The following is a 25,263-nucleotide window of genomic DNA, read 5'->3' as shown; positions in this document are numbered from 1 at the left end:
AATAATGCCCCCTTAGATTGAGTGAATGTTTAAAAGTTTCATTTATAAAAAAAAGAATAATTGTTTGCTGAAACTTGGGGCAGGCGCTCAGAGACTGGTCACATTCCTGATATTTTCCGGTACAATGCCCAGCGCTAACAACCGCTGGAAACAAACAAACGATGACATACAGGGTGGCCATTAACGGGTATGGGCGAATCGGCCAGTGCGTGCTGCGTGCACTCTATGAAAATGGCTTTCGTGATCATCCTGTGCATGGTATGGAAGTGGTCGCCATCAATGAGCTGGCCAATATTGACACGCTGACCTACCTGACCCGCTATGATACAACCCATGGCCGTTTTCCGGGCCGGGTGTTGGCAGACGATAGCCACCTGTTGATCGGCGATGACCGCATTCGGGTGTTTAACCAGCCAGATCCACAGGAAATCAACTGGCAAGACCTGAACATCGACCTGCTACTGGAATGCTCAGGCTCGTTTAATGATCGGGCTACCGCAAATCTTCATATTGAACGGGGAGCTTCCCGTCTGCTCTTTTCCCAGCCAGCAAAACCGGACGTGGATGCAACCATCGTTTACGGTATCAATGAACAGCAGTTAAACGCCAGGCACTGTATTGTTTCCAGTGCATCCTGTACCACTAACTGCATTGTGCCTGTGCTCAAAACGTTAAACGACGCCCTCGGGATTGACTATGGCTCCATGACCACCATCCATTCCGCCATGAATGATCAACCGGTTATTGATGCCTATCATCAAAACGACCTGCGTCTGACCCGCAGCGCCCTGCACTCCATCATCCCGGTTGATACAGGCCTTGCCAAAGGCATTAACCGTTTGCTGCCTGAACTCAGGGGGCGATTTACAGCCAGTGCCGTGCGGGTTCCCACCATTAATGTTTCCTGTATTGACCTGACAGTTCAGGTCAGCAGAAACACCTCAGCAGCAGAAATCAATCATATTCTGGAACAGGCCACCTCTGGTCGTCTTGAAGGGATACTGGGTATGACCAACGAGCCCCACGCCTCAGTGGATTTTAACCATGATGCCCGCTCTTGCATCGTTGATGGTACACAAACCCAGGTTTCTGCCAATCGTCTGGTCAGGCTACTATGCTGGTTTGACAATGAATGGGGCTTTGCCAATCGGATGCTGGATGTTGCGGGTTACTGGCTAGGAGCCTGTCGGACTTAAGACTGTCCTACGCGGCAACTGCTCCTGCGTTGCTCTAACTCCTGCATCCATGCAGTCGTGCGGTTGCGATAAATTGGTCTAAAAATTCCTGCTTCTTCGTCAAATAGCCCCGCTATTCTCCTCAGAAGCAGAAATTTTTATCCTCAATTTCTCGCAATCCTCGCTACGGGGTCGCCTAGACGGACGCTTAAGTCCGACAGGCTCCTAGGAATTGTCCCTGAATAACGTACTTTTGGCTCTTTTCGAATTCCTTAATCGTCAACTAATACCACTATGATGCGTTTTTCTGCCAGATCGTCACTATTTTCGCTATGGTATACGATATCCTCAGGCTGGTGAATCAGATCACCTTGATCATTGGAAAACATATACCCGGCATTCCCGATTTCTTCGTCATTAGGGCCATAAGGATAATTCTCTACAGTGCCTTTAACAGGGAATGTTACTTTTGAACCAGGTGACTTTTTGCCAATATTAAGCCCGCCTCCTGAATACTTCACACCCGTTTTGGTTGCGTTGGTATTGTCATTCAATTGAACGACCATACTTTTTTTGCCGGGATCTTTATGCCAGTGCATACCTTTTATCCCCCTTGAGGGAATTAACGGGTAACGAATGAGGTAAATACCCACAACGTTTACCGAACGATCCCGCCACTGAAATTCATCGGCCATTTTATCCAATGCTTCTGAGCATAGAGCCCGGATTGCAACCGATGAAGTAGTCAAGCTGGCCTGAAATACCTCCTTGTTCATCAAATGACTATTTTCATCAAACTGAATTGGCATTTCAAAGCATAAACGGGCGGTGAATAAAGGATTTTCAGAATTAATAGTAAAATCCAGACTTTCAAATATATTGCTTGAATTTATATATCTTACTCCACGATGACCGTCCAGAAAATTATTGACAAGCTCCGAACAGAAATATCTATCATCATTATTTATTTCCAAATTGACCTGATCTAAAAGAGGTTTAGAAAACACAGGGCAAATGGTTCTGAATCTATCGCCAAATTTTATGTTTGTGGCCTGTGTATGTTTTTTTTCATCAGAAAATCCATCAGAATTTCCAGAGGCGGCTGTAAAAGCTGACGTCGTTGAGGGGGAAGAAAAGTCAGCACGTAACATCGTTATCACTCCCTTGGTCTGATAAGTTGTTATTAATAGACTGAGTCAAACACAGCAGCATTAGAGTTCCCAAAGCACAAAAAGTTCAACAAAAAGTGAATAAACTGGTAATTTCAACCATCCCCAATGATGAAACCCGAGATAATTGCCGTACTCACATCAGATCACCGGGTAATCCCGCAGAAATTTGCTTTAAGTAGTTGGCCAAATGGAATCGTATATTTCTGGCTAAGTGGGCAGTTGCTATGCAAGGCGCAACGTAGGGAGCATAGCCGTAGCTATGTGACCGGAGTTGCAACGCCGCAGAGTGACTGACAACTTAGTCAGAAATATATGATTTCATTTGGTTAACTACTTATCGCCGATACCTGCCTTTTACTTTGGTGGAAGCTGAGTGTTGGTATCCTGTAAAGTCTGAGATCCTGAAACGCCATAAGTTGTCACCAGCTATCCCCGCACCATTAACGTTTTCAAACAACATCCACGATAAATTTTGTGACCCTTTGGAAACTCTTGGATCACCGTTTGATTCAGGTCATAAGAGCGTATCAATGCATACCTGAAGTGTCATTTATGTGCTATTGTCCCCGACGTTTTTTCGCTATTCCCCAGGCAATTTCTTCCAGGCAGGTATTAATAAGTAGCTAACCATATGAAATATGGCCAGCTACTTAAACAATGCTTACCTCTGAGAAACTCAGCCATCAGTGAATATCAAGAGGGCTCCCAATGAACGTTTTAACAATGACCGACCTGGATCTGGCAGGCAAACGCGTGCTGATCCGTGAAGACCTCAATGTTCCGGTAAAAGACGGCAAGGTCACCAGTGACGCCCGTATTCTGGCGTCTCTGCCAACCATCGAGCAGGCTCTGGCAGCCGGTGCTCACGTCATGGTGACCTCTCACCTGGGTCGCCCGACTGAAGGTGAGTATGAAGAGCAGTTCTCCCTGAAGCCAGTAGCAGACTACATTGGCAACCTGCTGGGTAAGGAAGTTCGCCTGGTCAAAGACTGGGTTGACTTTGGTTTTGACGTGGCAGCCGGAGAGCTGGTTATTCTGGAAAACTGCCGTTTCAACGTCGGCGAAAAGAAAGACGACGAAGCCCTGTCCCGCAAAATGGCCGCCCTGTGCGATATTTATGTGATGGATGCTTTCGGCACTGCACACCGCGCCCAGGCTTCCACCCATGGTGTTGGCAAGTTTGCCGCTGTTGCCTGTGCCGGTCCACTGCTGGCGGCCGAGCTGGAGGCTCTGGGCAAGGCTATGGATAAACCAGAGCGTCCGATGACGGCGATCGTTGGTGGTTCCAAGGTTTCTACCAAGCTGACCGTGCTTGAGTCGCTGTCCGGCGTTTGTGACCAGCTGATCGTCGGTGGCGGTATCGCCAACACCTTCCTGGCAGCTGCTGGCAAAAATGTGGGCAAGTCCCTCTACGAAGCAGACCTGATCCCTCAGGCCAAAGCCCTGATGGAAAAGTGTGATATCCCGATGCCAGTGGATGTGGTTTGCGGTAAGAAATTCGATGAGAACGAGACCGCCATCATCAAGTCGGTGGATGAGGTTGAAGATGACGATATGATCTTTGACGTTGGCCCGGAAACCCAGAAGCTGTTTGCCGACGTTCTCACGGCAGCAAAAACCATCCTGTGGAATGGTCCGGTGGGAGTTTTCGAGTTTGACCAGTTCGGTGAGGGTACCCGTTCACTGTCCATGGCCATTGCCAACTCAGATGCATTCTCCATCGCTGGCGGTGGCGATACCCTGGCCGCTATCGACAAGTACGGCATTAAAGATAAAGTGTCGTACATTTCCACCGGTGGCGGTGCCTTCCTTGAATTTGTCGAAGGCAAGGTTCTGCCTGCAGTAGCCATGCTCGAAGCAGCAGCCAAGTGCTGATCGGTCGATCAAAAGAGCCGGAAGACAATTTATGTTCTTCCGGTATTTTTCCTTCCTTTCCCCCCCTTGTTTACTTGCTTCCCTGAAAAAATAGTCTTTCCATAAAGGACTCTGCTGCTGATTGAGTATTGTCTGAGTGACTGAGTCCTGTAGAATGCTCTCGTCGAACACCTTTAGATCAGCTGATTCTATTGAATGCAGAAACCAACTGCTGGCCTGCGTTAATGTGCTTTTTACTGGCATAGTTCTTGTATTCAGCACATACACTGACTTCTACTGTCGTGTGCTGCCCTCAATAAATAAGGGCAATGTTAACTGTACGACAGCCCGGCAACTTGCCAAATTGGCTGAATGTCTGATGATGAAGTTCACACATTGCAGGGAACCACTTCATGGCACTCTACCTGACCGTTGGTTATTTTCAGTAAACGTCGTCAAAAGGATTTGTTATGTCATCTGAACAAGCGGCTTTGCAACAGGGATGGTATCTGCTGAAAGCCAAAAACCGGGAAGAGGTTCGTGCCCGGGATAACCTTGAGCACCAGGGCTTTGAGGCCTATTGTCCTCTCATTCAGGAAAAAAGCACTCGCGTTCCCCTGTTTCCGGGCTATCTGTTCATCCGCTTAGACAAGGACGCCCTTCCCTCTTTTCACAAAATCCGTTCAACCCGGGGCATCGCCCAGGTTGTCCGGTTTAATAAGATCAGTCAAAAGCTATATAACGAAGGGCGACTTCCTGAAAAGGATATGGGCAAGCTACTACCCAGGCCGATACCTGATGGTGAGCAGCTGATCGACCAGATTGAGGCATTTGTCTGGAAATACAATGGCCGCATTCCGGATGAAAAGCCAGACTCCGTCAGCTTCAAAGAAGGTGAGTCGGTACTGTATAACAACCCTCTTTTCCAACATCTTGAAAGTACGTTTGTCAAAGGTGTTAAGATCGACCGTGGTATTATTCTTATCCAGTTCATTGAAAGTCAGCGAACTGACGAAGGCATTGAAGAAAAGATTGTTGCCAGAAAAGAGATAGAAGTTCCCTTAAAGGACCTCCAGAAAGTACCTGTAGAAAGTTAATGGACAAACTTAAGCTTATCTCTGATATGCGCCCGCTCTCGTACGGCCTGACTCCGTATCCTCACGAGCAGGCATACTTTGAGTATTACCGCATTGACCTGGAAAAGCGCCTCCCTGATGTCCAGCATTGCCTGGGGTATATAAACAGCACTGAATACCGCATTGCCTGCCACTTATATACCCGACCTGAAGCCAAAGGCTCGGTATTTCTGCTCCATGGCTACTATGACCATGTCGGCTTGTTTGAGCATATTATCCGCTTCTTTATTGAAGAAGGCTTTAACGTTCTGGCCTACGATCTTCCCGGTCACGGGCTTTCCAGTGGCCAGCCAGCGACCATTGAAGACTTTGCACACTATCGCCTGGTGCTGGCAGATGTTATGCAGTACTGCACGTCAATGCTGCCCGGGCCATGGCTTGCCTACGGTCAGAGTACAGGGGGTGCCATTATTACCGAGCTTTTGCATCACCATACCAGGCAAGGCACGCCGATGCCTTTTGATCAGGTTATCCTGTCTGCTCCACTGGTTCGGCCCTGGTTATGGAAACTCAGCCGACTACAGCTCTATCTGGTCCGGCCTTTTATTCGCCAGATTCCCAGACAATTCAAAGATAACTGTCGGGATGAAGACTTCCTGAACAGAGCGCACAATGATCCACTGGCACCAACCGTGTTACCCACACAATGGGTCTCTGCTTTAGACCGCTGGATTCGAACAATAGAGTCATCCAAAGAGCAAATCCCGTTAAGCCCGCTGATCCTTCAGGGCACGGATGACACCACAGTGGACGGCCCCTATAACATTCAGGCTTTAGGGCAACTATATCGCTCGCCCAAAGTCCTCTGGCTGGAAGGTGCCCGGCATCACCTGCCGAATGAGCTGACAGAAACTCGGGCTCAATATATGCAATGGTTATCAAAAGAGATGGATGCCCGGCAGGCTGACCGGGAATAGCCCCCTCCAGACAACTCTTTCCAGTAGGCGACCCCGACGCAGGAATGGCATAAAATTGAGGATAAAAATCCCGATTACAAGCACCTTGTAGCAAGCACATTATAGATGGTGCCTACCGTTGCACTTATCCCATAAACTCCACAGGAAGTCCCAATCAATGAAATACATAGGAGCACACGTCAGTGCGGCCGGTGGTGTCGAAAATGCCCCGGTGAATGCTCATGAATTAGGCGCAACCGCCTTTGCCCTGTTCACCAAAAATCAAAGACAGTGGAAGGCCAAACCACTGTCAATGAAGAGCATCGAGTTATTCAGAGAGCGTTGTGAGCAATATCATTTCACACCGCAACAAATTCTTCCCCACGACAGTTATCTGATCAACCTGGGTCATCCGGAGCAGGAAGCCCTGGAAAAGTCCCGGGCGGCATTTATTGATGAGATGGAACGGTGTATGCAGCTCGGTCTTGACCGACTGAACTTTCACCCGGGCAGTCACCTGAGAAAAATCGGGGTATCGGACTGCCTGGGTAAAATTGCCCAATCCATCAATATAGCCCTTGAGCAAACTCAGGGCGTGATTGCGGTGATCGAAAATACCGCAGGCCAGGGCAGCAACCTGGGGTGGCAATTTGCCGAAATCGCCGAAATCATTGATCAGGTGGACGACAAAAGCCGTGTTGGTGTCTGTCTGGATACCTGCCACACTTTTGCTGCCGGTTACGACCTTCGCACACAGGACGCCTGCCAGAAAACGTTTGCCGAGTTCGAGCAGGTCATTGGTTTTCAGTACCTGAAAGGCATGCACCTGAATGACTCCAAAGGTGCACTGGGCTCACGAAAAGACCGGCATCACAGCCTTGGTCAGGGCGAGATTGGCTGGGAGGTGTTCCGCTATATCATGGCTGACAGCCGGTTTGACGGCATTCCCATGGTTCTGGAAACCATTGATGAAACCCTCTGGGCGGACGAGATAGAGTCACTGAAAATGATGTCCGGAGCCTATCCGTAACCGAAGGATACTCCCGCCGGGCCGGGCGGGAGGTGAATTTTGTCAGCCTCCTAGAGTCCTGAGTTTCCGCCTTTAGGCCCTATGGGTCCTTCGACAGGCCTCAGGGTGTACGGGTATTAACACTTTTCTGCACTAGTATTCTGCATGCATTTCCATCTGTTCATTGCAATCCGCATTCCCCGTTCTTAAACGGATACGTGTCAGGAACTCCCCAGCAGTCAAACCCACTTCTTCTCCTGGTGGCAAGCTGTCGTCTGGCTGCCCGGAGACTCCATCTACAGAGTTGGCGGGACTGAGCAGAGCTTTCAAGTTGTCCAACTTTTGTCGGTCGTCACTGCCCTGATCATTTAACGTTTCCCAAAAAACATTCAGGGTATCGCCGAAATACTTCGCCATGCTATTGGCTACATACTTTTCCCTGTCGACCATTGCGACGGGGCAATAATTTTCAACTCTTGGAATTATATAAAAGTACCTGGTGTCGACTAATGGTTCTGGCACACGGAAAGTAATGCAATATTCTTCTTCCCAGAAATCTTCTTCCAGGAAATCTTCTCCCCAGTAATCATGATGGGTGGAGTTTATATCTTCATACTGTCTGGAAACCTCAAATATACCGTATAAGCTCTCATAATCGGAAAAGTATTTATCAAGAAAGTCGTTTATCTTAATACTTTCCACAAAGAAGAAGTAATCATCTGATGAATCCAGAGCTGGCGTTTCATTTGCCCTGATAGTCCGTTGGATCGCATTGGCTGCCTCATCAGCAAGCCCTTCCTGGTACAGCTTGTCTCTGACCTGTCTGGTGAAACGTGCTTTTGCGTCTTCAGAATACACACTCTGGGTACAATACACCGTGCATTTTTTGCTGTCCTTTAATTCATCACGGATCTGCTCCCGAATTCGATCCAACAGTTGTACTCCTGAAGGTAGTAAACAGCGACCAACTGGTGTTGATGCGGTTTCCCTGCCCACGGCACCTTCTGGATTATCTCCAGGCATCTGAGCACTTACATCAGCCGCTGGTATTTGATGGATGTTTCTTGCCCCATGCCGGGTGCTCGGTCTGCCCTCGTCTGGATGGTTTGAACCATCTGTGTGGGGAAAAGCACCCCCCTGCACTGTCGATAAGTTCATCTCGTTACTATCCTCATGTTTTAATTCATGAATATAGTCTGCAATCCGGGTTGCAGATTATTGGTACTCTGGATGTGTACCTGGCAGTAAAAAACCAATAGATAGAATTCATCAAAAAAAGTTCCATATATTTACTTTCTCCCCGCCAGCACCTGGAATCGATTGTTCACAACATAATCAAAAATTAAAACGAACGTTTTTCTAAAAAAAGTGTCCAACTTTTAACAGTTCGATTTTATGAACCATCGTACTGCATAATCCAAAACAGATAATTCAGTTTTATCAAATAGTTATTTCACAGAAGGAGCTGAGAAGTCATGATCAGGGAAGCAATACCAGGCGTGGATGAGCGCTATCCGGGTTTATTTTTACCAGCACCTGAAATAGCGGTGTCACAGGGGTTGGCGAACGACAGGAAAAATTCCACTGAACAAATGCCAAAGACAGGCCAGCCTCTGAATCATCGAGCCCTCAAAGTAGCCTACGTGGGAATGGGCCCTATTGCCCTTTACAATGCATTGCAATTGAAGGCAGGGCAGCCTGATACGGATATAGAAATGTTTGAAAAGAGAGCAGAATACGCTCGAAATCACACAGTTCACATTGATGATCACTGCTTCAGATCACTGAAGAGTTATGACCATCCGGTGTTAACACAGGGAATGGCGCAGCTTAGAGATAAAATCCGCAGGCAGCATGGTCATATCAGTTGTAAAGAGCTTGAAACCGATCTGAAGTTAATTGCCCAACGAATGGGCATCACCCTGCACGCTGGCAGTGATTATGAAGTGGTTGCCATTGGCGATGGTAAAGTAACGTTTACATCAGGAGAAGCCCTGTTTGATGCCCTTGTCTGTGCCGATGGCGCACATTCAAAAAGTAGAAAAGCGTTACTGAAAATGGCAGATAACCCCGGCTACCAGGGAGAAGATATTGCCTTCTCCGAACTGTCATCAACCGATGAAGACAGTGAGTTTACCTCAAAAAAAGACCTGCAATATCGAGTCAGGGTAAAATACCAGGTCAAGGGCCCAACGAAAAAGCTGGCCAGTGGCTGGCTCAATCTTTCCCGCTATGTTTATGCAACCTTCAAACTGATGTTATCACCGGTCGAAGAGAGAATTCGCCCACTCAATGAACAGACCAATGAGGTCACCATCGACTTTTTTATTTCGAAAGCAGAGTTCGAGAGTCTGTCTGGCTACAACCTTGGCCATGCCGCAAAGCTCTCCGACAGTAAAGTAAGGGATAGCCTGAAAGAAAAAATAAAAAACTGGCAGGCGATAAAGCAGCAATACTGCCAGGAAACCCTCATTGCTGACACTGAAGAATTGACGCCCCATACCCTGTCTATTTTTCATGCCCGAAAAGTTCACCATGTCACGCCATCCGGCAAGCTTATCTGCATCGCCGGAGATGCCGCCACATCACTTCCCTATTACCGCTCGTTGAATAACTTTCTGGTGGTAGGTGCCAAACTTGGCAGAAAGCTGGCATCGGCAAGCAGGGCAGATTTAGCCAAAACAGGCGAAGCCTATGAGCAATACGCCAGCCGTCGTGCTCGCTGGGAAGGCTTTAAAGCCAAACTCAAAAACTTCATGATCAACGTTATGAAACTCTGTTTATGGATAAGTAATAAAGTGTACTGGAAAATCAATGTCTGGGATCCGTTGAAACTTAAGGATTGGAGAAAGACATTACCCGAATGGGAAATTCAACGGCATCATCCCACTGCAATGTTAACCGTTGGATAATCGGAGGCAGTCCGAGAATAGACTCACCTCACAAAACGGAATGGTTATTCTTGATTTTCACCACCCTCACCATGGGGTCGCCCGGACGGGCGCTATGCTCGGACCAGACGGGATGCGTGTATGCTTTCAATGTTTATCCTCATTAATCTGACGTTTGATGGCGGGCTGCCGGTTCTGGATTCACTGTCAGACATCAATCGACCGCAAAGAAACCAGTTCCATGCTATCCCGTTTGTACCCCATAGCGGGTGCATGGCAGAAAATCGCATCTTTGATCCGGGTAATGGGCCGCAGGACTAACTCTTTGCCCCTTAACCCTCCCTTATAGCCCTGGTACCACTCGTAGCTGGTATACAGCACAACGCCACCGGTGAGAATGCCCGCTACTACCCCTCCGGCCAGGGCAGGTAACGGAATGCCTGCATCCACTTCGTCGGTGTTAAGGAGCGATGAAGTATTGCCGTTATCGATTGTGTTAACCGATAAAGAATCCGGTGAACTTGACAGGCTCGTCGATAACGATGTTTTTGCGCTCGGTGAGTAGTTCCGGTAATCGGGGCTGTCTGTGGTAGCCAGGGTTACAGTGCTGTTGCCATGTGTTTCCAGAGGTGAAGATAATACGTCATCTGTTGTTTGAGCGCTGCCGACTGTAGTAGTTGTGGCGAGACGTGTGGATGAAGATAATTCGTCAACTGTTGTTGGAACGCTGGCGGCTGTAGTGGTGGTTGTGGTGAGTCGTGTGGTTGGAGCATCACTGCTTACCGTCGAGCATTTTGCCTTATTACAAACAGGAATTTCCATCCTGCTACGCCTACCACCAGTCCTGGTCAGTTTGGTGTTACAGGCATAGGTGCGAGTAAATGGATAAGCAGTGTCGCCAGCGGCTATGCCTGCGTAATTGCCCTTGATCTCACTGTTGCAGGCAGTGGTATCGGTGATTTTTACATTAGCCCTGTGTAGATAGCCAACTCCCACTGCAGCATAGCCCTTTATAGCATAGAGACCTCTTCCTTCAGCGAATATCTTACAATCGATAGCGGTTGTCTGGCTAATCTCTATGTTCTCCCCTTCAAACTTAGATTCAGCCGCAGCAATTGCCACAGCACCTCTAGTATGGGTTGAATACCTGGAGGAAATGTTGACCTGCCTGGCAGTGGTGTTACGGATCACACAATCATTACTAGCGAAGGTAGCGGCAACAGCTACCCGCCCCTCGGCGGACAATTGACCACCTTTGGCCAAAGTATTTTCGATTGTGCTTCCATCACAGTGTACTGTTACAATGCCCGTATCGGATACTGGGCGAAAGAAACCCCCACGAGCCCCTTCGGATTTCAATATGTTGTTGATAGCAGTGGTATTGCTAATAGTGCATTTATCTGCGTTGGCAACAACTACCGCAATCATTGGATCTATTGTCCCAGGTCTCTGCACAAGCAGGTTGTTATTGATGGCAAGGGTATCCTCTATAGTTGTGTCTTTCGCATCAGCTGCAACACCACCTGCAACAACCTCAAGCGTTTTGCCTACCAGCCAGTTATTGGTGAGTCTTGAGTTGCTAACAGTGACTCCTTCCATTTTCGCAGCCATCCAGCCAATGTGTAACTTCTGAGGAGTTTTGTCTGAAGGTTCTGCTGTGATCCGGCAATAGTCAATCGAGTTGCTGTCAAGGGAGGCATCCCCACTGGCTACTCCGGTCAATATTGCTGCAAATGCCGGTTGTTTAAATTTGTAATTTTTGTTTGTATCGTATCGAACATCTGCGATCATCTTCGAGTGCCTGACCTGGTTACCCTCCAGTTTTGCGCCGACGGTCTCACCCGCCAGCATTCCCAGCCTCAAAGCATTGCTGCCGTCATGCACCACAGTGATAATAGAATGTTCCACGGTGTTGTTTTTCAACAGTGCGCCTTTGTCGGCTTTACAGGTGACAAGGCCCTTAGAACCAAAGCTAGTGATACGTATATCGGCTTTTTCGACCACCAGGTTACGAACTATCCCCCCCTGCCCCAACGTCGAGAAGAGGCAGCTATCCAGGTTGCTAATTCTCTTACCGTTACCGTTGTATTCACCAGTGAAGTACGGGATGGCTGAGTGGTTGCCAGCATCAAAATGAGCCTCCTGTATATAGGTACAATTGGGTAGATAGCCTTGCTCATTCCCTATCCTGATTCTGGCCAGGTCAGCACTGCTCCGAACAGGAATCGGCTCGCCCCTGCACCCCGGCGGGGTGGTTGCCGAACTGGTCGGTTGTGATGTTGGGAAAGTCGAAGGCGAAACAGCTGAACTCGACGATTCTGAAGATGTTAGCGTTGGCGATAAAGCAGGAGAACTGGTCAATTCCGTAATTGTCGGAGACAAAGACGAAGTGCCGACACTTTCCTGCCGTGAGCTTGATAGCACTCGAGTTAGCGTTGCAGAACTGGCCAATTCTGAAATTGTCGAAGCCGACGATGAAGTGACAACACTTTCCAGCTCTGAGCTTGATAGTGCTGGTGTTGACATTGCAGGGTGGGTCAAATCTGAATTGATCGAAGACGACGAAGTGAGTGTACTTTCCAAATGTGAACTTGACGGTCTCACCGGGAACGATGTTTTTGTACTCAATGGGTAGCTCGGGGAATCGGGGCTGCTTGTGGCAGTCGGGGTTGCCGTGCTGTTGGCCGGTCTATCCAGAGATGAAGATAGAGGTGAAGATAAAAGTTCAGTTGTAGCCTGGCCTCTGTAAGCAGTGGTGGAAACATCAGGACTTTCAGTGGTTAGCATCGTTGTCGAAGCCAGTGAACTGGCAGACTGTGGGCTTGACCGACTCGGCGAAGGCATTCTGCTCGATTTTGAAATTGTCGAAGTCGGTGACGAAGACTGTGCACTTGATGGCATGGATGATGACGTCAGACTGATCGATTCTGACATTGCCGAAGCCGACGATGAAATGCCGACACTTTCCTGATGTGAACTTGATAGTGCTGGCGTTGCAGAGTGGGTCAATTCTGAATCGATTATAGACGACGTAGTTTTTCTACTTTTCAACTGTGAACTTGACGGACTCACCGGGAACGATGTTTTTGTACTCAATGGGTAGCTCGGGGAATCAGGGCTGCTTGTGGCAGTCGGGGTTGCCGTGCTGTTGACCGGTCTATCCAGAGGTGAAGATAAAAGTTCAGTTGTAGCCTGGCCTCTGTAAGCTGTGGTGGAAACATCAGGACTTTCAGTGGTTAGCATCGTTGTCGAAGCCAGTGAACTGGCAGACTGTGGGCTTGACCGACTCGGCGAAGGCATTCTGCTCGATTTTGAAATTGTCGAAGTCGGTGACGAAGACTGTGCATTTGACAGCATGGGTGATGACGTCAGACTGATCGATTCTGACATTGCCGAAGCCGATGATGAAGTGCCGCCACTTTCCAGCTCTGAGCTTGATAGCGTTGACGTTGCAGGACTGGATGATTGTGAAACTGTCGAAGACGGCGAAAAAGTCATTGGGCTGGTCGGCTGAGAACTTGACGCCGATGACGATGACGATGGCATTGCAGTATTGGTCGATGGTGAGGTTGATGTAGCAGTGCCAGGCGGTTCTTTACTGGTTCCCGGATTGTGGTCTTGCGACGTCTGGCCCCCACAACCCGGCAGGCTGGCCAGCGCCAGACAGGCCATAGCCACCTGGTTAATGGTATTGAAGTAGCTATCGGCGGGTATGGCTTTCTGGGCCAGACGCAGGGCCAGCTCTTTAGGTTGAATTTCCAGCTGTATCCATGGGCCACCCGACTGATCACTGCGTTGCCCGGGGTCAAAGTCCGGATGAAAGGATTTAGCCACTGTCTTACTGACATTCCAGATACCCGACCACCACGAACCCTCCGGGATATGGCCACTATCAGTGGCAGCCGAATCAGACGGTGGTGTCATGGTTACGCAGGAAGTAAGTACAGAGTGCATTTCAAAGTTTCCGAGGTTACAGGATTCGGAATACAAATGTAGATGCAAATAAGAATGATTGTTTTTTATTTTTAATAGTACCGGGATTACTGAGCGTTCCTGGCTGACAGCGCTTGCTGCCAGCCGGAAAGAAGGGAATATCAAAACTGTTTGAGAATCTGCTCAACGCTGTCGGTGGCATCACCAAACAGCATACGGCTGTTGTCACGGAAGAACAGTGGGTTCTGGACACCCGCATAGCCGGTCGCCATCGAGCGTTTGAAGACGATCACTTCTCCGGCTTCCCAGACCCGCAATACCGGCATGCCGGCAATAGGGCTGTTGGGATCTTCAGCCGCCGCCGGGTTCACCGTGTCGTTGGCACCGATCACCAGAACCGTATCGGTATCGGCAAAGTCATCGTTGATTTCATCCATCTCTTCCACGATGTCATAAGGCACCTTTGCCTCAGCCAGCAGTACATTCATATGGCCCGGCAGACGACCGGCCACCGGGTGGATACCGAAACGAACTTTGATCCCACGGTCCCGCAGCTTCTTGACCAGGTCACGAACCGGGTGCTGAGCCTGGGCAACCGCCATACCATAGCCAGGCGTGATAATAACACTGGCGGAGTTCTTCAGCTGTTCCGCAACGTCTTCTGCGCTGACTTCGGTATAGTCACCCTGATCACCACCTTCGACGATCGTCCCCTCTGCGGTGCCAAAGCCACCCAGAATCACCGAAATAAACGACCGATTCATGGCTGCGCACATCAGGTAAGAGAGGATGGCACCGGAAGAACCCACCATGGCACCGGTAATGATCAGCAGGTTGTTGCCCAGCATAAAGCCAGTCATGGCCGCCGCCAGACCTGAGTAAGCGTTCAGCATGGAGACCACCACCGGCATATCGGCACCGCCAATACCCAGCACCAGGGTGATACCAAAGGCAAAGGCCAGCAGAGTGACCAGCACCAGGGCCAGAATACTGTGCTGCTGTACATAGACAACACCCATCAACACTGCCAGGCCAAGGATAGCCAGGTTGGTCCAGTGCTTACCGGGCAGTGATACCGGACGGCTGGAAATCTTGCCATGAAGCTTCAACGCCGCCACCACCGAGCCACTGAACGTCACCGCACCAATAATAATCCCGATAAAGATTTCCGAGCTGTGAATCAACTGCTCAGCGGACATGACCAGGTCTTTCAACTGACCAGCCAGTGAGTCATTGGCTTCCAGCGCACTGGCAAAACCAATCAGTACGGCGGCCAGACCACCAAAGCCGTTCAGAATGGCCACCAGCTGTGGCATTTCCGTCATCTGGACTTTAATCGCCAGATAAAGACCAACACCCGCACCCACTATCATGCAGAGCGTTACCAGAGTAATACCGGCAATATGGGCATGTGCCAGGGTGGCCAGAACGGCCACCACCATCCCGGTGATGCCGTAGATATTGCCGTTTTTTGCCGTATCCTGTCGGCTAAGCCCGGCAAGACTCATAACAAACATTAATGCAGCGACCAGATAAGCCGCTACCAGTAATCCTTCAGACATTGCGAGCGACTCCTGTTAATCCAGACGGAACATCTTGAGCATCCGCTGGGTAACAGCGAATCCACCAACAATATTGATGACAGCGACCGTGATGGCAATACCCGACAGGGCAAGTACGATATTGTTGTCACTGCCCATCTGGACCAGACCGCCAACCACCACAATGCCGCTGATAGCGTTGGTAACACTCATCAATGGCGTATGCAGCGCAGACGTCACATTCCAGATAACGTAATAGCCGACGATGGAAGCGAGGACAAAAACGGTGAAATGTTCCAGGAAACTGCCGGGGGCAGAGTTAGCCACACAACCAAAGAGGACAGCACCGACAGCCATCAGTACCGGCTTCAGCCAGGGCCTGGCCTTTGCTTCCTGCTCGGGCTCTTTAGCCACCACCGGTTCCGGCCCGGCAGCCGGGGCTGCACTGACTTTCACCGGGGGTGGTGGCCAGGTGATGCTGCCGTCACGGATCACGGTCAGGCCACGGATCACTTCATCATCAAAGTTGATATCAATCTGCCCATCCTTGTTTGGACAGAGCAGCTTCAGCAGATTCACCAGGTTAGTGCCGTATAGTTGCGATGACTGGGTAGGCAGACGGCTTGGCAGATCGGTATAACCGATCACTTTTACGCCATGGGCGACAGTGATCTGGTCCTTGACGGTACATGCACAGTTACCACCGGTCTGAGCAGCCAGATCGACAATAACACTGCCGGGCTTCATGGCCTTGACCATTTCTTCGGTGATCAGCTTTGGTGCCGGTTTACCGGGAATAAGCGCCGTGGTGATGATGATATCAACGTCTCTGGCCTGCTCCATAAAGAGCGCCATCTCAGCATCAATAAACGCCTGGCTCATCTCTTTCGCATAACCATCGGAAGAGTCCTGTTCTTCTTCATAGTCAAGCTCGAGGAACTCCGCCCCCATACTCTCAACCTGCTCTTTGACTTCAGGCCGGGTATCGAAGGCACGCACAATGGCACCCATACTGCCCGCTGCACCCAGGGCAGCCAGGCCAGCAACACCGGCACCAATGACCAGCACCTTGGCTGGCGGAATTTTACCAGCCGCCGTGATCTGGCCATTAAAGAAGCGGCCAAACTCGTGGGATGCCTCAACCACCGCACGATAGCCACCAATATTGGCCATTGAACTCAGGGCATCCAGGGACTGTGAGCGAGACAGGCGCGGTACGCTGTCCATTGCCAGAATGTTCACATTACGCTGGCTAAGCTTATTCATCAGTGCTTCATTCTGGGCTGGCCAGATGAAGCTGGCCAGGGTAGCACCATCTTTTAGCAGTGCAATTTCATCATCAATGGGCGCGTTCACCTTGAGAATAATGTCTGAATTCCAGACTTCATCACGATCAACGACCCGGGCACCAGCCTGAGTAAATGCTTCATCCCCAAAGCTCGCTTTTACCCCTGCACCTCGTTCAATGACGACGTCAAAACCGAGCTTCTGCAACTTGCCCACTGTCTCGGGCGTTGCAGCAACACGATTCTCGTTTTCCTGGACCTCTCCAGGGATCCCTATGCGCATAACGGTCACCGGAAGCTAAATTAATAGACTTTTCATTCAGTGCATCAGCACCCAGGAGCCTGTCGGACTTAAGACTGTCCTACTGCGGTTGCGATAAATTGGTCTAAAAATTCCTGCTTCTTCGTCAAATAGCCCCGCTATTCTCCTCAGAAGCAGAAATTTTTATCCTCAATTTCTCGCAATCCTCGCTACGGACGCTTAAGTCCGACAGCTCCTAGTGCAGAAAAGCGTTAATACCCTTACACCCCGTTCATCCTGAGCTTGTCGAAGGATGGTGCCACCGTACTTCGACAAGCTCAGTACGAACGGTATGGGTAGCAACGCTCAGCTGCACTAGCGCTCCTGAACCGGATACAAGGAGCCAGTTCAGAGTGCTTACCCCAATCAACAATGCTGGAACTTTTACTGTGAAAACGACCAACGTTCTTACCTGATTTGTACATTGACAAGATCACAGGAACCGACAACAAACGACATCATTCTCACACCAAAAATTCAGGCATATTGAACTGTTTCATAAGATGGAAACCCCGTGCAGGCAGCCTGTCTCAGAAGCCCTTCTTATAAATCAGGGCACACATAGTAAGTGATTTTTTGACAAAGTGGTAATTAACAACACTTGTTAGTGGGATTACCTATTTACCTGTATGCCGAAAACTTTGGCCAACTTTGATAATCCACAGGCAATCTTGCACAGGCACTATCGGTCAGTGTTGAGTGATGAAAAGTTAACTGTGGTTATGGAGGACGGAAAGAATCTTCCCAAAAGGGCAGGAATGCTGCGAAACAAGGTTTGATTTATAAGGCTACAGTTGTATATATCGAGCACAGACTCCACACATTAGCCAAAGCAGTGCTCAGGGTAGCAAATGCACCCTGAGCCCGTGAACACTTCCGTTTATTCCTGGTCTTCCCATTTCAGGCTGCGTTCTACGGCTTTCTTCCAGCCTTTGTACAACTCTGTGCGCTGCTCATCATCCATCACCGGAGTATAAACACGATCAACGCCTACCTTGCCCTTAAGCTCATCAATGCTCTTCCAGAAACCAACGGCAAGACCTGCCAGATAAGCAGAACCCGCTGCTGTTGACTCCGTCACCGTTGGACGAACCACTTCTTTATTCAAAATATCTGACTGGAACTGCATCAGAAAGTTATTGGCAACAGCACCACCATCCACACGCAGCTGTTTCATTTCGATACCGGCATCCTGCTGCATCGCTTCAATCAGATCACGGGACTGGTAAGCAATGGCTTCCAGCGTGGCACGCACAATATGGTTACGGTTGGCACCACGGGTCAGACCGAAAATGGCACCACGGGCATAAGGATCCCAGTAGGGCGCTCCCAGGCCAACAAAGCCCGGTACGACATATACACCATTGGTGTCTTTTACTTTGCCGGCAAAATATTCGGTATCTGCCGCATCACGAACCAGGCCAAGCTCATCACGAAGCCACTGAACAGAAGCCCCACCCATAAAGACAGAGCCTTCCAGGGCATAATGCACCTTGCCATCAATACCAAAGGCAATGGTCGTTAAAAGACCATTTTCAGACTTCACTGGAGCCTCACCGGTATTCATCAACAGGAAGCAGCCTGTACCATAGGTGTTCTTGGCCATGCCTTTCTCATGGCACATCTGACCAAACAGGGCAGCCTGCTGATCACCTGCCATACCAGCCACCGGAATCCGGGTGCCGCCTTCACCACCGATGTTGGTCTTGCCATACACTTCCGAGCTGGACTTCACTTCAGGCAGCATGCTGCGCGGAATATCCAGCGTCTGCAAAATGGTGTCATCCCACTCCAGACGGTTGATATCAAACAGCATGGTCCGTGAAGCGTTGGTTACATCCGTCACATGGGCGCGGCCATTGGTGAGCTTCCAGGTCAGCCAGGTATCCACGGTACCGAACAACAGGTCACCTTTCTCGGCACTTTCACGGGCACCTTCGACGTTATCAAGAATCCACTTGATTTTTGTGCCAGAGAAATAGGCGTCCAGAACCAGACCGGTGGTTTCACGGATATGACTTTCCAGACCGGCTTTTTTTAATTGTTCGCAGATCTCCGTTGTACGACGGCATTGCCATACAATGGCGTTATAGACCGGCTGACCGGTAGTTTTATCCCAGACAACAGTGGTTTCACGCTGATTGGTGATACCAAGTGCAGCCACCTCATCCGGGCGAATATTGGTTTTTGCCAGCACCTCGGTCAGAACCGAACTCTGGGTCGCCCAGATCTCCATCGGGTTGTGCTCAACCCAGCCGGGTTGGGGATAGTGCTGGGTAAACTCTCGCTGAGAAGTCCCTACGATTTCACCATCATGGTTAAAAATAATGGCCCGTGAACTGGTTGTACCCTGGTCAAGAGAAACAATGTATTTCTTTTCAGTGGTCATTCTTTTGTCCTTGATTCCTTAATTGGCAGGGGGCCCTGCCTTCTCACAAAACTCACAAAATTCACAAAAAGCGGCTAATAAACAATCAGACGGTTTTGATTTCACAATCAGGTGTTGCGCAGTCAACAGGCTCCACCTGCTTACCCAGCACATTGATGTAAAGCCACGCACCGGTCATGGCACCACAGACAGGCGCAACAATCGGTACCCAGAAATAGGGGTTGGCTCGTGCACCCGTCAGCGCCACTTCGCCCCAGCCTGCAAAAAAGGCAAAGAGTTTCGGGCCAAAATCCCGTGCCGGGTTCATGGCAAAACCGGTCAGAGGGCCGAAAGAGGCACCGATAACAGCAATAAGAATACCGATGAGAAGGGCAGAAAGCGCACCGTTGGAAACACCATTATTTTCATCACCGATAGCCAGAATTCCGCCCATGAGCACAGCGGTGATGACAAACTCGACAGCGAAGGCCTGCAGGTTAGTCAGTGCCGGGTTGGCATATGTCGAGAAAATACCCGCTGTGGCCAGACTCTCCTCAGAGCCACGAACAATATGATGGGTCAACTCATAATCAGCGAATAAGCCACTGTACAGGAAGTAAACCAGGGCCGCAGAACAGAAAGCACCCAACACCTGGGCAACAATAAAGGGCACGACCTTGTGTTTGTCGAAGCCTTTAAAAACAGTTAATGCAAGCGTGACTGCCGGATTCAGGTGAGCACCGGAAATGCCGCCGGTAACATAGATGGCAATGGCAACACCAAGCCCCCAGACGATGGACACTTCCCACTGACCAAAATCAACACCAGCCAGAACGAGCGCCGCGACACAACCCACACCAAAGAAAATAAGAAGACCTGTGCCTATAAACTCGGCAAGACATTCCCCAAGCAATGATTTTCTCATAATGGCTACTTCCACCTGCTTTACGCAGATTAATATTTATTAATTAAGGCATAGTCGTTTATTAAAAATAAAGAACTCAACAAATGCCCTCTTGTCGACAAAATATTGCAAATAAAAACAAACATTATCAACCCTTAAGATTGATATGAATCAAGCAATTGCCAAAAAAGACAGCCAGCTTCGGGAAATACTCACAAAAACAACTAACAGAACACAATTCTTAACATGTGCATCATGAGCTTCAATTAACCACTAAGAAATTATTCCGCAATAAGTTCCGCATCTGACCTAGTACATGGTTTCAATGTAATTGATGGGTTCCTTCTATCAATGACTCCCAAGCTCCGTTCGTCCTGAGCGGAGATTGTACACATCAAACTCATTGAAATGATGTACTAGTTAAGGCCGCTACCCGCTTCCCGCAAAAGCACAAGCGGCCTGTCTTTTTCGGGCAGCGATTTTTTTATGACCGGATGACAACTCGTGCCTTTCTGTTGATTTGTGTCATTTTCTGAATAGAGCCGTTTATTTATAGTGCTCATTGCGAACATAAACGAACATCCAAGAGCAAATTCAATGAGGCAGATAGAGACCGACGTTGTCATCATCGGTGGGGGTGCCACCGGAGCGGGCGTTCTTCGCGACTGTGCTCAACGGGGAATGCGTGCCATCCTGGTGGAAAAGGATGATATCGCCAACGGTACTACCGGGCGTAACCACGGTCTGCTCCATTCCGGTGCCCGCTACGCAGTGACCGATCCTCACTCTGCCATTGAATGCATCCGTGAAAACCAGATTCTGAGGAAAGTGGCCAGCCACTGTATTGAAGAGACCGGTGGGCTGTTCATCACCCTGCCTGAGGACGAACTCTCCTTTCAGGAAACATTCATTACCGCCTGTACATCTGCGGGTATACAGGCCGAGGCATTAACACCTGCAGATGCTCTGCGCATTGAGCCAAATGTGAATCCCAAACTGCTGGGTGCAGTCCGTGTTCCAGACGGTACCGTTGACCCTTTTCGTTTAACTGCGGCCAACATCCTTGATGCAGAAGAATACGGCGGTCGCCTTATGAGCTATACCAAAGTCGTTGGCCTGATCATCAACAATGGCCGGGTACGGGGGGTACACTGCATCAGTCTGAAAACCGGTGAAAAAGTGGATATCCATGCTCAGCAGGTGGTGAATGCTGCCGGTATCTGGGGGCAGCAGATTATTGAATACGCAGACCTTGCCATTCATATGTTCCCGGCCAAAGGCTCGTTATTGATTGTTGATTACCGCATTAATGGTATGGTGATCAACCGCTGCCGCAAACCCTCCGATGCCGACATTCTGGTTCCCGGGGACACCATCTCGCTTATTGGTACCACCTCGGAGAAAATCCCATACAGTGACATCGAGAATATCCGGGTCAACCCCGATGAGGTTGACGTTCTGTTAGCTGAGGGTGAGAAACTCTGTCCGATCATGGCCAGGACCCGTGTACTTCGTGCCTATTGCGGTGTTCGCCCGCTGGTCTCTCTGGGAGATGACCCATCGGGTCGAAATATCAGCCGGGGGATTGTCTTGCTTGACCACGGTGAAACCGATGCCTTGCCGGGTCTTATTACCATTACCGGCGGAAAGCTGATGACCTACCGGCTGATGGCGGAAATGGCCACGGATGCGGTGGCAAAAAACCTGGGCAACAGCAAACCCTGTGTCACGGCTATACGACCACTGCCCGGAGCTAATGGCAAACACAGCGATATTTACGCTCCCCAGGTTTCTATCCCGGTATCAGGCTCAGCAAAGTACCGCCATGGAGAAAGAGCGGCAAAGTTCCTTGCCAACGACAAAAAGCAGAATGCGGTTATCTGTGAGTGCGAAATGGTCACTCGCGGTGAAATCGAATACGCCGTCCATAACCTTAATGCCAGAGATCTGGTTGATCTTCGTCGTCGGACCCGCATTGGCATGGGGCCTTGCCAGGGAAAAATGTGTGCCTGTCGAGCGGCCGGTATTGTCAGCGAAATAACCCACGACGATAACGGTGAACAAGCGCTGAGCAGCGTGGGTGAGTTTATGCAGGAACGCTGGAAGGGCGTCAGGCCGGTGCTGTGGGGTGATGCGATGCACGAAGCCGATTTGAGCTACTGGCTGTACAACAACCTTCTGGGCTACAGCCAGCTGGAACCTAATGACGCGGCACCGGTAAATTCCCACAGTGTCAATCCTGGCGAAGCTGCTGTGCTCTCCAGGGAAGAGTCAAAGGAAGAGGTAGCCCCATGAACTACGACGTTATTGTGATTGGCGGAGGCCTTGCGGGTTTAACCGGCGCAATCCGCTGCGCAGAAGCGGGCTTGAAAACCGTTGTGGTCAGTGCTGGAGAGAGTGCCCTGGCCTTTGCTTCCGGTGCCATCGATGTGTTCGGAATTGAACAAGATAATTCTTTCGTGGAATATCCATTTGCAGCCATCCGTCAACTGCCTTCCATCCATCCCTACCAGAAAGTGGGAGCAGCATTTTTACAGCAGGGATTGACATTTTTTACCGAGCAAATGGCAGCAGCTGGCATCCAATTGAGCAATTCTGGCCAGCAGAATCATGGTCGTCTGACAGCACTGGGAGCTATTCGCCCAGCCTGGTTAAGCCAGGAAGGTGCTGGCAGCCTGCCGTTGCTGGCTCCTGCAGAAGGCATACGTCGTGTTGCCATCATCAATATTGCCGGCTTTCGTGACTTTCAGTCGGCACTGATGGCCGCAGGTATGAAGCAACATCCCGGATTCTCTGAGGCAGAGTTCATACTGGCGGATATCAAAACGGCAACCCTGAACATTAATACCAGAAATGCCTATGAGCTGCGCTCGCTGGAGTTAGCCCGAACCCTTAAGCGTGATCTGTTCAGCCAGCCTAATGGTATAAACATATTGTCGTCTGCTTTACAGAAGGCAGCCGGTAATGCTGATCTGGTGGTTATACCCTCCGTCCTCGCTGTAGAAGGTGGTAATGACCTGATCCGTCAACTTGAAACACTGACCGGCCTGCGTATTTGTGAAGTCGCGACCTTGCCGCCATCACTCCCCGGAATGCGCATGGCCTCTGCCCTGAAGCAGCGATTCCGGCAGTTGGGCGGTATGTTCCTGGAAGGTGACCAGGTGCTTTGTGGTTGCTTTGCAGAAAACCGGCTGTGCTCGGTAAAGACCAGACTGAACCCCGATATGCCCATATCCGCCAGCCACTTTATTCTGGCAACCGGCAGCTTTTTCAGCCAGGGGCTGGCCAGTGACCGCTATCATCTGTCCGAGCCGGTTTTTGGCCTTGATGTTGATGCCCCGGACAGTAGAGTTCAGTGGTCAGATCATCGTTTTATGGATGGAAAGCCGCATAATTTCAGCCATTTCGGTATTCACACCAGTGAACAGTTAAACCCGTACCGAAACGGTCAGAAAATCCATAATCTTTACTGCGCAGGTGCGGTGCTCAATGGTTTCAATCCGGTCCAGGAAGCCAGTTCGGGTGGGGTAGCCATCAGTACCGGCTGGTTTGCTGCCAACAGGATTATTGCCACGATACCTCAGGCGGAAGAAACATGCTGAACACCATTGATACCAGCTTTGACAGCTGCATTAAATGCACCGTCTGCACAACCCGCTGCCCGGTCGCTGAAGTAAACCCGGACTACCCGGGCCCCAAACAGGCCGGCCCCGACGGGGAACGTTTACGCATCAAAAACCCGGCACTGTACGATGAAGCCTTGAAACACTGCACCAACTGCAAACGTTGTGAAGTTGTCTGTCCGTCGGGTGTACAGGTGGGAACAGTTATTCAACTGGCAAAAGCCCGACACGGTGGTTTCAAAAAAGGCCCCCGGGAATTTATTCTCAGCCATACCGACTTGATGGGGTCACTTTCTGCCTCCACGGCTCCTGTCGTCAATATCGCCACTCAGCTGAAACCCGTTAAAAAACTGCTGGATAAAGTGCTGGGAATTGATCAACGACAGACATTGCCAAAATACACCCATCAAACGTTCCGTCGCTGGTTTAAGCAGCAGAAAGCACAACAGACCCGCTTCGATCGTCAAGTCAGTTTCTTCCACGGTTGTTTCACTAACTACAATGACCCAACCGTGGGCAAACACCTGGTAGCGGTACTGAATGCCATGAATATTGGTGTCACGCTGTTAAATAAAGAAAAGTGCTGTGGTGTCCCGCTGATAGCCAATGGCTTCTTCGATAAGGCCCGCAAAAATGCCAAACTGAACATGGGGCAGTTTGCCGACTCATTAGCGGACAGTGAATGTGTACTGGCAACAGAGCCCAGCTGTGCCATGACACTTCGGGACGAATACCCGGAAGTGCTTCATGTGGATAACCACGCCATCAGACAGCGTATTCTGTTTGCCGCCGCTTTTATTACCAGGGAGTTTGCCAAAGGCAATAAGCCGGACATGAAGCCTGTTAACCTGAGGGTTGGCTATCACAGCCCCTGCCACCTGATCAAACAGGGTGGCGTGATTCACACCATGGAATTGTTAAACAGTATTCCCGGGCTGGAGGTGATAATGCTGGACCAGAAGTGCTGCGGAATGTCGGGTACCTACGGTTTTAAAAAAGAGAACTATCAAACCTCTCAGAACATTGGTCAGGGTGTCTTTGATCAGATCGAAGCGCTTAATGTAGATTATGTGGTCACCGACTGCGAGTCCTGCAAGATGCAGATAGAAATGAACACCGCTCATAAAGTGATGCACCCGTTGACCCTCATGGCACAGTCATTAGCCTGAGAATT

General features: G+C 49.8%; 20 protein-coding genes. 13 read left to right on the top strand and 7 right to left on the bottom strand.

Translation table 11 applies throughout. The annotated features are described in order from the left end of the window. The first annotated feature begins 161 nt into the window (after window positions 1-161). Window positions 162-1,196 (top strand): type I glyceraldehyde-3-phosphate dehydrogenase, encoded by a 1,035-nt coding sequence (locus ACO6UX_RS17440; RefSeq protein ID WP_422449662.1) that lies wholly within the window; start codon window positions 162-164, stop codon window positions 1,194-1,196. Window positions 1,197-1,447: 251 nt separating this feature from the next. Here ACO6UX_RS17440 and ACO6UX_RS17435 read toward each other — a convergent pair whose 3' ends face one another. After that, window positions 1,448-2,326 carry a hypothetical protein gene (locus tag ACO6UX_RS17435; RefSeq protein ID WP_422449661.1) on the bottom strand — a complete coding sequence of 293 codons (879 nt, stop codon included), beginning with the start codon at window positions 2,324-2,326 and terminating at the stop codon, window positions 1,448-1,450. Between the two features lie 729 nt (window positions 2,327-3,055). Between ACO6UX_RS17435 and ACO6UX_RS17430 the strand changes: the two genes are divergently transcribed. The 4 genes from ACO6UX_RS17430 (at window position 3,056) to nfo (ending at window position 7,263) form a co-directional block, all read left to right on the top strand. Then, window positions 3,056-4,222, top strand: coding sequence for a phosphoglycerate kinase (locus ACO6UX_RS17430; protein ID WP_422449660.1), 1,167 nt, complete (start codon window positions 3,056-3,058; stop codon window positions 4,220-4,222). Window positions 4,223-4,671: 449 nt separating this feature from the next. After that, window positions 4,672-5,298 carry a transcription termination/antitermination NusG family protein gene (locus tag ACO6UX_RS17425; RefSeq protein WP_422449659.1) on the top strand — a complete coding sequence of 209 codons (627 nt, stop codon included), beginning with the start codon at window positions 4,672-4,674 and terminating at the stop codon, window positions 5,296-5,298. Beyond that, on the top strand, window positions 5,298-6,254 hold the full coding sequence (locus tag ACO6UX_RS17420; protein ID WP_422449658.1) for an alpha/beta hydrolase: 957 nt from the start codon (window positions 5,298-5,300) through the stop codon (window positions 6,252-6,254). Before ACO6UX_RS17425 ends, ACO6UX_RS17420 begins: the two co-directional genes overlap by 1 nt. A gap of 157 nt (window positions 6,255-6,411) precedes the next feature. Continuing rightward, complete coding sequence (gene nfo / locus ACO6UX_RS17415) at window positions 6,412-7,263, top strand: deoxyribonuclease IV (protein WP_422449657.1); 852 nt, start codon at window positions 6,412-6,414, stop codon at window positions 7,261-7,263. Between the two features lie 132 nt (window positions 7,264-7,395). Here the strand turns inward: nfo and ACO6UX_RS17410 are convergent, their stop codons facing one another. Further along, the gene (locus ACO6UX_RS17410) at window positions 7,396-8,400 is read right to left on the bottom strand and encodes a hypothetical protein (protein WP_422449656.1); all 1,005 of its coding nucleotides are present in this window, start codon (window positions 8,398-8,400) and stop codon (window positions 7,396-7,398) included. Window positions 8,401-8,717: 317 nt separating this feature from the next. Here ACO6UX_RS17410 and ACO6UX_RS17405 point away from each other — a divergent pair, with 317 nt between their 5' ends. Continuing rightward, complete coding sequence (locus ACO6UX_RS17405) at window positions 8,718-10,154, top strand: hypothetical protein (RefSeq protein WP_422449655.1); 1,437 nt, start codon at window positions 8,718-8,720, stop codon at window positions 10,152-10,154. Window positions 10,155-10,340: 186 nt separating this feature from the next. On the opposite strand, the gene ACO6UX_RS17400 is transcribed toward ACO6UX_RS17405, so the two are convergent. Continuing rightward, window positions 10,341-12,056 carry a hypothetical protein gene (locus ACO6UX_RS17400; protein ID WP_422449654.1) on the bottom strand — a complete coding sequence of 572 codons (1,716 nt, stop codon included), beginning with the start codon at window positions 12,054-12,056 and terminating at the stop codon, window positions 10,341-10,343. A 328-nt stretch (window positions 12,057-12,384) separates the two neighbouring features. Between ACO6UX_RS17400 and ACO6UX_RS17395 the strand changes: the two genes are divergently transcribed. The 4 genes from ACO6UX_RS17395 (at window position 12,385) to ACO6UX_RS17380 (ending at window position 14,129) form a co-directional block, all read left to right on the top strand. Then, a complete protein-coding gene (locus tag ACO6UX_RS17395; protein ID WP_422449653.1) occupies window positions 12,385-12,768 on the top strand; it encodes a hypothetical protein in 384 nt (127 codons plus the stop codon). A gap of 141 nt (window positions 12,769-12,909) precedes the next feature. Then, window positions 12,910-13,104 carry a hypothetical protein gene (locus ACO6UX_RS17390; RefSeq protein WP_422449652.1) on the top strand — a complete coding sequence of 65 codons (195 nt, stop codon included), beginning with the start codon at window positions 12,910-12,912 and terminating at the stop codon, window positions 13,102-13,104. Window positions 13,105-13,365: 261 nt separating this feature from the next. Then, the gene (locus tag ACO6UX_RS17385) at window positions 13,366-13,647 is read left to right on the top strand and encodes a hypothetical protein (RefSeq protein ID WP_422449651.1); all 282 of its coding nucleotides are present in this window, start codon (window positions 13,366-13,368) and stop codon (window positions 13,645-13,647) included. Window positions 13,648-13,745: 98 nt separating this feature from the next. After that, the gene (locus ACO6UX_RS17380) at window positions 13,746-14,129 is read left to right on the top strand and encodes a hypothetical protein (RefSeq protein ID WP_422449650.1); all 384 of its coding nucleotides are present in this window, start codon (window positions 13,746-13,748) and stop codon (window positions 14,127-14,129) included. A 98-nt stretch (window positions 14,130-14,227) separates the two neighbouring features. Here ACO6UX_RS17380 and pntB read toward each other — a convergent pair whose 3' ends face one another. The 4 genes from pntB to ACO6UX_RS17360 form a co-directional block, all read right to left on the bottom strand. Further along, a complete protein-coding gene (gene pntB / locus ACO6UX_RS17375) occupies window positions 14,228-15,628 on the bottom strand; it encodes a Re/Si-specific NAD(P)(+) transhydrogenase subunit beta (RefSeq protein WP_422449649.1) in 1,401 nt (466 codons plus the stop codon). Window positions 15,629-15,643: 15 nt separating this feature from the next. Next, entirely contained in the window at window positions 15,644-17,176 is a 1,533-nt protein-coding gene (locus ACO6UX_RS17370; protein ID WP_422449648.1) for a Re/Si-specific NAD(P)(+) transhydrogenase subunit alpha, read from the bottom strand. Window positions 17,177-18,074: 898 nt separating this feature from the next. After that, window positions 18,075-19,583: a glycerol kinase GlpK gene (gene glpK / locus ACO6UX_RS17365; protein WP_422449647.1), complete on the bottom strand. Its 1,509-nt coding sequence runs from the start codon at window positions 19,581-19,583 to the stop codon at window positions 18,075-18,077. An 85-nt stretch (window positions 19,584-19,668) separates the two neighbouring features. Next, window positions 19,669-20,487, bottom strand: a complete 819-nt coding sequence (locus ACO6UX_RS17360; protein ID WP_422449646.1) for an MIP/aquaporin family protein — start codon at window positions 20,485-20,487, stop codon at window positions 19,669-19,671. Window positions 20,488-21,063: 576 nt separating this feature from the next. Between ACO6UX_RS17360 and glpA the strand changes: the two genes are divergently transcribed. From glpA to glpC, 3 genes are read left to right on the top strand one after another with little or no spacing between them, the layout of a single operon-like run. Then, window positions 21,064-22,761 (top strand): anaerobic glycerol-3-phosphate dehydrogenase subunit A, encoded by a 1,698-nt coding sequence (gene glpA / locus ACO6UX_RS17355; RefSeq protein WP_422449645.1) that lies wholly within the window; start codon window positions 21,064-21,066, stop codon window positions 22,759-22,761. Next, window positions 22,758-24,068: a glycerol-3-phosphate dehydrogenase subunit GlpB gene (gene glpB / locus ACO6UX_RS17350; RefSeq protein ID WP_422449644.1), complete on the top strand. Its 1,311-nt coding sequence runs from the start codon at window positions 22,758-22,760 to the stop codon at window positions 24,066-24,068. The genes glpA and glpB overlap by 4 nt, the downstream gene beginning before the upstream one ends. Beyond that, window positions 24,062-25,258, top strand: a complete 1,197-nt coding sequence (glpC, locus tag ACO6UX_RS17345) for an anaerobic glycerol-3-phosphate dehydrogenase subunit GlpC (protein WP_422449643.1) — start codon at window positions 24,062-24,064, stop codon at window positions 25,256-25,258. Before glpB ends, glpC begins: the two co-directional genes overlap by 7 nt. The last annotated feature ends 5 nt before the right edge of the window (window positions 25,259-25,263 follow it).

The sequence above is a fragment of the Endozoicomonas sp. ALB091 genome (genome assembly GCF_049310265.1).
In the GTDB taxonomy this organism is placed as follows: Bacteria; Pseudomonadota; Gammaproteobacteria; order Pseudomonadales; family Endozoicomonadaceae; genus Endozoicomonas.
This window is presented reverse-complemented; position numbering and strand designations above follow the sequence as displayed.

What these genes read in the sequence shown, in the direction of transcription:
- ACO6UX_RS17420 (WP_422449658.1), top strand. Translation starts at nt 5,298, where the DNA reads ATGGACAAACTTAAGCTTATCTCTGATATGCGCCCGCTCTCGTACGGC.
- ACO6UX_RS17440 (WP_422449662.1), top strand. Translation starts at nt 162, where the DNA reads ATGACATACAGGGTGGCCATTAACGGGTATGGGCGAATCGGCCAGTGC.
- glpC (WP_422449643.1), top strand. Translation starts at nt 24,062, where the DNA reads ATGCTGAACACCATTGATACCAGCTTTGACAGCTGCATTAAATGCACC.
- ACO6UX_RS17360 (WP_422449646.1), bottom strand. Translation starts at nt 20,487, where the DNA reads ATGAGAAAATCATTGCTTGGGGAATGTCTTGCCGAGTTTATAGGCACA.
- ACO6UX_RS17370 (WP_422449648.1), bottom strand. Translation starts at nt 17,176, where the DNA reads ATGCGCATAGGGATCCCTGGAGAGGTCCAGGAAAACGAGAATCGTGTT.
- glpA (WP_422449645.1), top strand. Translation starts at nt 21,064, where the DNA reads ATGAGGCAGATAGAGACCGACGTTGTCATCATCGGTGGGGGTGCCACC.
- ACO6UX_RS17425 (WP_422449659.1), top strand. Translation starts at nt 4,672, where the DNA reads ATGTCATCTGAACAAGCGGCTTTGCAACAGGGATGGTATCTGCTGAAA.
- nfo (WP_422449657.1), top strand. Translation starts at nt 6,412, where the DNA reads ATGAAATACATAGGAGCACACGTCAGTGCGGCCGGTGGTGTCGAAAAT.
- glpK (WP_422449647.1), bottom strand. Translation starts at nt 19,583, where the DNA reads ATGACCACTGAAAAGAAATACATTGTTTCTCTTGACCAGGGTACAACC.
- ACO6UX_RS17430 (WP_422449660.1), top strand. Translation starts at nt 3,056, where the DNA reads ATGAACGTTTTAACAATGACCGACCTGGATCTGGCAGGCAAACGCGTG.
- ACO6UX_RS17405 (WP_422449655.1), top strand. Translation starts at nt 8,718, where the DNA reads ATGATCAGGGAAGCAATACCAGGCGTGGATGAGCGCTATCCGGGTTTA.
- ACO6UX_RS17435 (WP_422449661.1), bottom strand. Translation starts at nt 2,326, where the DNA reads ATGTTACGTGCTGACTTTTCTTCCCCCTCAACGACGTCAGCTTTTACA.
- ACO6UX_RS17410 (WP_422449656.1), bottom strand. Translation starts at nt 8,400, where the DNA reads ATGAACTTATCGACAGTGCAGGGGGGTGCTTTTCCCCACACAGATGGT.
- glpB (WP_422449644.1), top strand. Translation starts at nt 22,758, where the DNA reads ATGAACTACGACGTTATTGTGATTGGCGGAGGCCTTGCGGGTTTAACC.
- pntB (WP_422449649.1), bottom strand. Translation starts at nt 15,628, where the DNA reads ATGTCTGAAGGATTACTGGTAGCGGCTTATCTGGTCGCTGCATTAATG.